The 610-nt window shown below is 33.4% G+C and carries 1 protein-coding gene; it reads left to right on the forward strand.

The window, feature by feature from the left end; translation table 11 throughout:
* Positions 1–610 (forward strand): hypothetical protein (locus ETC00_RS19515; protein WP_216369602.1); only part of this gene is annotated, 610 nt, incomplete at both ends.

Below are 610 nucleotides of genomic sequence, written 5' to 3' on the forward strand. Positions count from 1 at the left end.
GGATACAATGGAAGGTATTGTTAAAGAACTAGCATTCTTCTCGCAAACAGCTGCGGTTAGTCAGTTAGATGATTTTAGAAGAGGGGTATCTGATACGTTTGATAAATGGAGTAAAAGTTTAATGAGTAACTATGGTGAAGGATTTTTCAGTAGACTTTTGAGCTCATCATCTAAAATTTTAGACGGCTCTAATCTAATTTTCCCTGAACTATGGGGAGACGCAGCTTACAACAAATCATATACAATTACAATAAATTTAGTATCGCCTTATGGTGATAAAGAAAGTGTATATTTAAACATCATTGTACCTCTTTTACACATTCTTGCTCTGGCTTTACCTAGACAAACTTCTGCTAACAGTTTTGGACCACCATTTTTAGTTAAAGTATCTTCAAAAGGATGGTTTAATTGTGAAATGGGTGTTATTGATAATGTATCAATAGAAAAAGGTGGACAAGGATCTTGGACAGTAGATGGTTTACCTACAGAAGTGAAAGTTCAAATTTCTGTTAAAGATTTATATAGTGGTTTAATGATAACTCCTAACTCTCGTCCAGATTTATTCTTTGAAAATAAAGGATTGATGAACTGGTTAGCTATAACATGTGGT

Origin of the sequence: Brevibacillus sp. MCWH, from assembly GCF_013096935.1 — a bacterium.
In the GTDB taxonomy this organism is placed as follows: Bacteria; Bacillota; Bacilli; order Brevibacillales; family Brevibacillaceae; genus Brevibacillus; species Brevibacillus aydinogluensis.